Origin of the sequence: Neoroseomonas oryzicola, from assembly GCF_012163135.1 — a bacterium.
GTDB classification, from domain to species: domain Bacteria; phylum Pseudomonadota; class Alphaproteobacteria; order Acetobacterales; family Acetobacteraceae; genus Neoroseomonas; species Neoroseomonas oryzicola.
On record NZ_JAAVUP010000013.1, the window covers coordinates 66,171 to 73,233 of the forward strand.

A 7,063-nucleotide genomic window follows, 5' to 3' on the forward strand; every position below is an offset into this window, starting at 1 on the left:
CGACCCGATGTGGCCCGCCGCGCGTCCCGGGGAAAGCCCCTCTCAGCGCGGCGCGCCCTGCATGCCCGGTATGCCCTGCGGCACGCCCTGGGGCATCTGCATGGTCTGGTAGCCCTGCGGGCGGCGGAACAGGCCGGCATCCTGCGGCTGGTAGACGACGCGCGTCGCCTCGATCCGGCCCTGGCCGGCGCCCTGGGCCGAGCCGTTGCCGCGCAGCATCACGCCGTCGGTGGTGATGCAGGCCTCCCCCTGGGAGGAAGCGGACTGGTAGCGCCAGACGGTGCAATCGAGGCCGGCGATCTTCTCGACCCCGCCGCGGGTGAAGCGCGCATTCTCGAGGTCGCGCTGCATGCCGGCGGCCTGGGCCATCGGCACGTCCATGATCATGCGCATCTGCTCCATGACCATGAAGCCGCGCTGGCCCTGGTGGTCGGCGACCATGTAGCCCATGCCCTGCGGCATGTTCATGCGCATCAGCCGCTGCGCGGCGGACCACAGCATGGTCAGCTCGGCCTGCTGGCCCTGGCCGGCCACGCGGTAGGTCACGGCGACGTCGCGCGTCGGGTAGATCTGCGGGCGGTCCTGCGCCTGGGCGGCGACGGGCAGCGCGGCGATCAGGGCGGCGGCGAGGGCGTGGCGCATGGCGGGTCTCCTTCGGGGGGCGGATCCTGCACCGCCGATCGTGGCAGCACGATGAAACGCTTCGCGAGGTGCCCCGCGTTGACGCCCCCGCCCGCGCGGCCGAGCATCCGCGCCATGACAACGACTCCGGGCGTGGTGACGGTCGGTGCGGCGGTATTCGCGATCGGCGCCTCCACGACGCTTCCGATGCCGTTGTACACCGCCTATGCGGCGATGGATGGCGGCGGGGCGAGCGGCCTGGCCGCTGCCTTCATCGCCTATGCGACGACGCTGATCGTCACCGCGCCGCTGCTGGGCGGCCTGTCCGATCGCGTCGGGCGCAAGCCCTGCATCATGGCCGCGTTGGTCTTCGCCGGGCTGGGCACGGTGGCGCTGATCCTGGCCCCGGGCCTGGCCGCGCTGACCGTCGCGCGGGTGCTGCAGGGCTTCGCCATCGGGCTGATCGCGGGCGGGGCCACGGCCTGGGCGGCGGAACTCGCCGGCGGGCCGGAGGCCGGGCGTAGCGCGGCGCGCGTCATGGCCTTCGCTACCGCGGGGTCCTATGCGCTGGGCGGCCTCACGACCCTCACCGTGCTGTGGCTGCACGGGGGCGATACGCCGCCGCTGACCTACTGGGCGCATGTCGCGATCGTGCTGCTGGTGCTGCCGATCGTCGCGCGCCTGCCTGACCGGCGGCCGCCCGAGCGCGTCGCCTGGCTGCGCGTGCCGGCCTTCCCGCGCGGGACGGTGGCGTCCTCCTTCGGGATGTTCGCGGCCTGGGGGGTGACGGGCGTCACGCTCACCTCGGTACCGAGCACGCTGGCCGCGGCGGGATATCCGCGGCTCGGGCCGCTCGCGATCTGCTTCATGATCATGGTCGGCACCGCCATGCAGCAGGCGATCGGCGGATGGCTGGCGCGGCGGCTGTCGCTGACCGGGCTGCCGGTGCTGCTGGCCGGCGCGGCGCTGGTGCTGACCGGCACGCTGCAGGCCTCGCTGCCGCTGCTGCTGGCCGGCGGGGCGCTGGTGGGCAGCGCGGCCTATGGGTTCCTGTTCGTCGGCGCGCTCGCCGCCGCCTCGGAAGCCGCCTCGGGCGAGGATCGGGCGCGGGCGGCGGCCGGCGTCTTCCTCGTCGCCCATGCGGGGTTCTCCATCCCGCCGCTGCTGACGGGCCTCGCGGTGGACCGCTTCGGCGCGAGCGCCGCGCTGGGCGGCTTCTGGGTCTGGCTCGCGGGCTTCTGCGCGCTGCTCGCGCTGCTGCTGTTGCGGCGGCGCGCCTAGGCCGGGCAGCATCGCCGCGATGGAACGCGTCGTCGTCTTCGACATCGAGACCGTCCCGGACCTCGTCGCCGGCCGCGCACTGCTGGGCGAGGAGGCCGAGGGGCTGCCCGATGCCGTGCTGCGCGAACGCCTCGGCGCCCGCTACGCGCGTGAGGGGCAGGATCCGGCGACCGCCTTCCTCAAGCCGCCGCTGCATGCCGTCGCCTGCCTGGCGCTGCTGGTCGCCGAGCGCGACGGCCACGAGGAACCCTGGCGCGTGCGCCGCATGGCCGCGCGCCATACCGGCGACACACCCGAGCCCGAGATCCTCGCGCTGTTCGAGCGGACCCTCGCGCAGGGGCGCCCCGGGCCGATGCTGGCGGGGTTCAACACTTCGGGCTTCGACCTGCCGGTTCTGCGCTACCGCGCCATGGCCTGCGGCGTCGCCATGCCGTCGCTGAACGGGGCGAACGGGCGGGACTACGGCTACCGCTACGGCAAGGATCACATCGACCTCGCGGACCGGCTCTCGGGCTTCCGCGCCTCGCCCATGCCCTCGCTTGCCGAGGCCTCGGCGCTGATCGGGCTGACCGCCAAGGCGGGGATGCACGGGGCCGAGGTGGAGCCGGCGATGAAGGACGGCCGCGGGGCGGAGGTCGCGACCTATTGCGAGACGGACGTCGCGGCGACCTTCCTCGTGCTGCTGCGGTTCTGGCAGGCGATGGGCGCGCTGCCGGCGGATGCGGCGAAGGCGTCCTACGCGGGCTTCGCCGAGTTCCTCGAGGAACACCGGGCAGAGCCGGACTTCTTCCTGCATGCGGAGGTGGCGGGGCGGCTGGCCCGAGGGTGAAGTCGGCCAGCATTCGCCTGGCCTTGGCGGCGACGTCTCAGGTCTGCTCTCCGCCATGATCCCGGCGAGGAGCGCGAGCGTCTTCTCGCCCGTGATGGGACCCCCAGCCCGCTGCAGTGTCGACTCGACACGGCGCCAGTCCGCCGCGATGGCGATCCGGAACGCGATGGTCTCCCGCCAAGGTCAGTGCCGCGACGCCGCGCCGCTCCACGATCCAGCCGATGCCCAGGATCGCGACCTGCGAGGGATCGATGACCGGCAGCACGCTTCCGGCCGCAAGACCGCCAAGGCTTTTGACGGTGATCGTGGCGTTGCTGAGTTCCGAACGGCGCCCGCCACCACCGCGCGCCCATGCGCCGATCTCGCCGCTCTCAGGCTGCTTCGTGGAGCGCGACCTTTCCATCGATCGCCACCCTCAGACAGCGCGGGCAGCGGCGTCCGCGCCCAGGACCGGGGGCGCGGATCGCTCAGTCGGACGGCACCGAACCGATGCCCTGCCGCGCATTCCTCCGCTGCGCCGCCATGCGGACCGGCGCATTCACCGCGCCGAAGCCGGTGTAGCCGCCGCTGCGCTCTGCGATCTCGAGGAAGATCCGGTCGCGGAACTGGCGCGTATAGGCGTGCCGGAACACCCCCCCTGCCGCATCCTGGTCATACAGCAGGTGCCGCTGCTGCAAGGCGTGCAGCTCGGCGTCCCCGAGGCCGAGGCGCGCCGCGAGGTCCTCGTAGTAGTTCTCGGGGATGTCGAGCATCGGTGCGCCGCGGGCGGCCGCCGCATCCGCCGCCGCCCCGGCATCCGGCACCGCGAAGGCGATGTGATGCACGCCGGCACCGGCCAGGGCCGAGACGAAGCGCCCCGTTCCGGTCCGCGTGCTCTCGGAGACGTTCAGCGGCAGCCGCACGCTGCCATTCGGCGCGACGAAGGCGCGCGAACGCACGAGGCCGTACGGGTCGGGCAATTCCCACAGCGCCTCCGGCTGCAGGCCGAAGACGGCGCGGTAGAACAGCACGAAGCTGTCCATCATGCCCGGCGCCACCGCCTGCGCAGCATGATCGACGCCAAGCGGCGCCGCCGGCCCGTCCGCGATCGGCGAGAGGCTGAAATCATCTTCCCAGATCGGCTGGGCGCCCTGCGACGGGTCCTCAACAAGGTAGACCAGCGTGCCGTCCGGCTGGCGGACCGCCGGGATCCGCCGCTCACCTTCGCCGATCCGCTCGCGCCAGACGGGGTACTGGAGGGCCTCGGCGCGCGCGACCACGCGTTCGGGATCGTCCACGCGCAGCGCCATGGCGCAGACGGTCGGACCGAGCTGCTCGAAGCGCTCGGCCGCCGCGCTGTCCGGCTCGGCGTTCAGGACCAGGTTCGCCGCGCCGCTGCGCCAGAGCTCGACATCCTTCGACCGGTGCAGCCCCGCCTTCGCGAAGCCCAGCCCGCCCAGGAAGCGGCCGAGCTCGTTGCGCGCCGCCGGATCGACGGCGAATTCCACGAACTCGATGCCGCTGAGGCGCGGCAGGTCCGGCAGCGGCGCGCGCCGGACCTGGTCCTCGAGCCAGATCAGGCTCCGCAGGCCGTCGCGGGCGATCCGCCGCGACGGCGCGGCGCGGAACTCGTCGTTGAAGATCTCGAGCGAGAGCATCCCCGCCCAGCCCGTGCCGAGCAGATCCCGCAGGAACCGCGCCACGTCCAGCTCCCCCTGGCCGGGGAACAGCCTGTGATGCCGGCTCCAGCTCAGCGGATCCATCGCCAGGCGCGGCGCATCGGCCAGTTGCAGGAAGAAGACCTTCTCGGGCGGGACGACGACGCCAATGCCCGCGAGATCGTCCCCCACCGAAAGGGTGTGGAAGCTGTCGAGGCAGAGCCCGAGCGCCGGATGGTCCGCCCGCCGCACGATGTCCCAGGCCTGGCGCCATCGGTTGACGTGGCGGCCCCAGGCGAGCGCCTCGTAGCAGACGCGCAGGCCGCGCCTCGCGGCGCGCTCCGCCATCTCCCGCAGATCCGCCGCGGCGCGCGACGGGTCGTCGAGCGCCGCCGCCTGGACGTTGGAACACACCAGCACCAGGTCGGTGCCGAGCGCCTGCATCGTGTCGAACTTGCGCTCGGCGCGATCGACGTTGCGCGTGCGCTGCGGCTCGGGCATCGCCTCGAAGTCGCGGAAGGGCTGGAAGATGGAGACGGCGAGGTCGAGATCCTCGCACATCCGCCGCACGTCGGCCGCGGTGCCGTCGAAGGTCAGCAGGTCGTTCTCGAAGATCTCGACCGCCTCGAAGCCGGCCGCCGAGGCCGCTTCGAGCTTGTCGGGCAAGGCGCCCGACAGGCAGACGGTCGCGATGGACTTCGGCAGTCGCCCCGGTGCGGCCATGGCTTTCTTCCCGTCAGATGTCGAAGAACACGGTCTCGTTGTCGCCCTGCAGGCGGATGTCGAAGGTGTAGACCGTCCCGCCGTCGCGCAGGGACGGCGTCGCGATCAGCGTCCTGCGGCGGTCCGGCTGCTCGACGATGCGCAGGACGGGGTCCTCGGCGTTCGCCTCCGCCTCGTCGCCGAAATACAGCCGGGTGGCGAGGCCGAGGTTGATGCCGCGCGCTACGATCCAGAGGCTGATGTGCGGCGCCATGCGGCCATGGCCGCTGCGCCCGGCGATGCGGCCTGGCTTGATCGTCTCGAAGGCCCATAGGCCGGTCTCGAAATCCGTCCCGGTGCGGCCCCAGCCGCGGAAGCCGGCATCGCGCGGGCCCGGCTGACGGTCGGCGGGGTGGTCGAAGCGGCCATGCGCATCGGCCTGCCAGATCTCGACCAGCGCGTCGCGCACCAGCGCGCCGGTGCCGTCGAAGATGCGGCCTTCGATACGGATGCGCTCGCCCTCGGTATCCGGCCCGAACAGCGCCTCGCCGAGGTTGTTCGCGAAGATGTCGAAGCCGGCCTGCTTCGGAATCAGCCCGATATGCACATAGGGCCCGGCCGTCTGGGACGGCGTCTCGGGAAGGTAGCCGAGGGTGTCGTGCGGGATCATGGCGTCAGTTCCCCTGCAGGCGGTTCTCGAACAGCGTCGACCGGCCGCCGCGCAGCACGATGTCCCAGCGATAGGCGAGGGTGTGCAGCGGCACCGAGGCATTGAGGTCGAGCAGCGCCACCAGCCGCTGCTGCGCCGCCGGATCGGGCACGGTCTGCAGGATGCTGTCGTGGCGGATCAGCGGATCGCCTTCGAAGTACATCTGCGTGATCAGCCGCTGCGCGAAGCCCGACCCGAACACCGAGAAGTGGATATGCGCCGGCCGCCAGTCGTTCACCCGGTTGCGGTAGGGATAGGGGCCGGGCTTGACGGTGCGGAAGGCGTAGCGCCCTTCGGCGTCCGTCAGGCAACGGCCGCAGCCGCCGAAATTCGGGTCGATCGGCGCGTCGTAGTTGTCGTTGCGGTGCCTGTAGCGGCCGCCGGCATTGGCCTGCCAGAACTCGACCAGCACGCCGGGCACGGGGCGCGCGCTGCCGTCCAGCACGCGGCCATGGACGATGATGCGCTCGCCGACCGGCGCGCCGCCGGCTTGCGCGTAGTTGCGCACGAGGTCGTTGTCGAGCGGGCCGAGCTCATGCTGGCCGAAGGCGGGGCCGGTGACCTCGGAGAGCGAGTTCTGCAGCGACAGCAGCGGCCGGTGCGGCGCGCGGAAGACGCTGGTCTTGTAGATCGGCGTGAGCGCCGGCGGATGCGCGGCGGGGTCGCGCGCGACGAATTCGCTGTCGGCGTGCATGGTGCTTCTCCCTTTTCGTCAGACGACGGCCGACAGGCCGAGCAGTGCGCGCGCCTGGCGCGCGGTGGCGACGGGGCGGCCCTGCGCGGCGCACATCTCCGCGACGCGCGCGACGAGCGCGGCGTTGGACGGCGCCAGCGTGTCGCGGTCCATGCGGATGTTGTCCTCGAGCCCGGTGCGGCAGTGCCCACCCATCTCGAGCGCCCAGCGCGCGACCTCGAACTGGTGGCGGCCAATGCCGGCCGCGGTCCAGGTGGCGCCGGGGAGCAGCTCCTTCAGCTTCGCGACCTCGAATTCCAGGATGTCGCGGCGCGCCGGCAGCGCGTGCTTCACGCCGAAGACGAACTGGACGTGCGGCGGCGGCAGGATCAGCCCCGCGGCCACCAGGTCGGCGGTGTTGTAGAGCATGGCGAGGTCGAAGACCTCGATCTCCGGCTTGATGCCGCCGTCGCGCATCGTGGCGGCGAGGCTGCGCACGAAGTCGGGCGGGTTCTCGTATACGATGGTCGGGAAGTTGACCGAGCCCGTCGCGAGCGAGGCCATGTCGGGGCGGAGGTGCAGCATGGCGCCGCGGGCCTCGAGCGCGCGGC

At 72.3% G+C, this 7,063-nt stretch carries 8 protein-coding genes; 2 read left to right on the plus strand and 6 right to left on the minus strand.

Features of this window, described 5'->3' with window-relative positions; translation table 11 throughout:
- Positions 1–42 precede the first annotated feature (42 nt).
- Entirely contained in the window at positions 43–642 is a 600-nt protein-coding gene (locus tag GWK15_RS22865) for a DUF4412 domain-containing protein (RefSeq protein ID WP_168043717.1), read from the minus strand.
- Between the two features lie 114 nt (positions 643–756).
- On the opposite strand from GWK15_RS22865, the gene GWK15_RS22870 reads away from it, so the two are divergent.
- Positions 757–1,902, plus strand: a complete 1,146-nt coding sequence (locus GWK15_RS22870) for an MFS transporter (protein WP_168043718.1) — start codon at positions 757–759, stop codon at positions 1,900–1,902.
- 19 nt (positions 1,903–1,921) lie between these two features.
- Positions 1,922–2,731, plus strand: coding sequence for a 3'-5' exonuclease family protein (locus GWK15_RS22875; RefSeq protein ID WP_168043719.1), 810 nt, complete (start codon positions 1,922–1,924; stop codon positions 2,729–2,731).
- 37 nt (positions 2,732–2,768) lie between these two features.
- Here GWK15_RS22875 and GWK15_RS22880 read toward each other — a convergent pair whose 3' ends face one another.
- The 5 genes from GWK15_RS22880 to GWK15_RS22900 all read right to left on the minus strand — a co-directional run.
- Entirely contained in the window at positions 2,769–3,134 is a 366-nt protein-coding gene (locus GWK15_RS22880) for a 2-oxo acid dehydrogenase subunit E2 (protein ID WP_168043720.1), read from the minus strand.
- A gap of 64 nt (positions 3,135–3,198) precedes the next feature.
- The gene (locus GWK15_RS22885) at positions 3,199–5,091 is read right to left on the minus strand and encodes a bifunctional sugar phosphate isomerase/epimerase/4-hydroxyphenylpyruvate dioxygenase family protein (RefSeq protein WP_168043721.1); all 1,893 of its coding nucleotides are present in this window, start codon (positions 5,089–5,091) and stop codon (positions 3,199–3,201) included.
- Between the two features lie 13 nt (positions 5,092–5,104).
- A complete protein-coding gene (gene pcaG / locus GWK15_RS22890) occupies positions 5,105–5,740 on the minus strand; it encodes a protocatechuate 3,4-dioxygenase subunit alpha (protein ID WP_168043722.1) in 636 nt (211 codons plus the stop codon).
- Positions 5,741–5,744: 4 nt separating this feature from the next.
- Positions 5,745–6,473, minus strand: coding sequence for a protocatechuate 3,4-dioxygenase subunit beta (gene pcaH / locus GWK15_RS22895; protein WP_168043723.1), 729 nt, complete (start codon positions 6,471–6,473; stop codon positions 5,745–5,747).
- 18 nt (positions 6,474–6,491) lie between these two features.
- Positions 6,492–7,063, minus strand: a 572-nt coding sequence (locus tag GWK15_RS22900; RefSeq protein WP_168043724.1) for a BKACE family enzyme, incomplete at its 5' end; no start/stop codon positions are given.

Bases quoted from the DNA above. Each gene is read 5' to 3' on its own strand.
- GWK15_RS22865 (WP_168043717.1), bottom strand. From the start codon at position 642: ATGCGCCACGCCCTCGCCGCCGCCCTGATCGCCGCGCTGCCCGTCGCC.
- GWK15_RS22870 (WP_168043718.1), top strand. From the start codon at position 757: ATGACAACGACTCCGGGCGTGGTGACGGTCGGTGCGGCGGTATTCGCG.
- GWK15_RS22875 (WP_168043719.1), top strand. From the start codon at position 1,922: ATGGAACGCGTCGTCGTCTTCGACATCGAGACCGTCCCGGACCTCGTC.
- GWK15_RS22880 (WP_168043720.1), bottom strand. From the start codon at position 3,134: ATGGAAAGGTCGCGCTCCACGAAGCAGCCTGAGAGCGGCGAGATCGGC.
- GWK15_RS22885 (WP_168043721.1), bottom strand. From the start codon at position 5,091: ATGGCCGCACCGGGGCGACTGCCGAAGTCCATCGCGACCGTCTGCCTG.
- pcaG (WP_168043722.1), bottom strand. From the start codon at position 5,740: ATGATCCCGCACGACACCCTCGGCTACCTTCCCGAGACGCCGTCCCAG.
- pcaH (WP_168043723.1), bottom strand. From the start codon at position 6,473: ATGCACGCCGACAGCGAATTCGTCGCGCGCGACCCCGCCGCGCATCCG.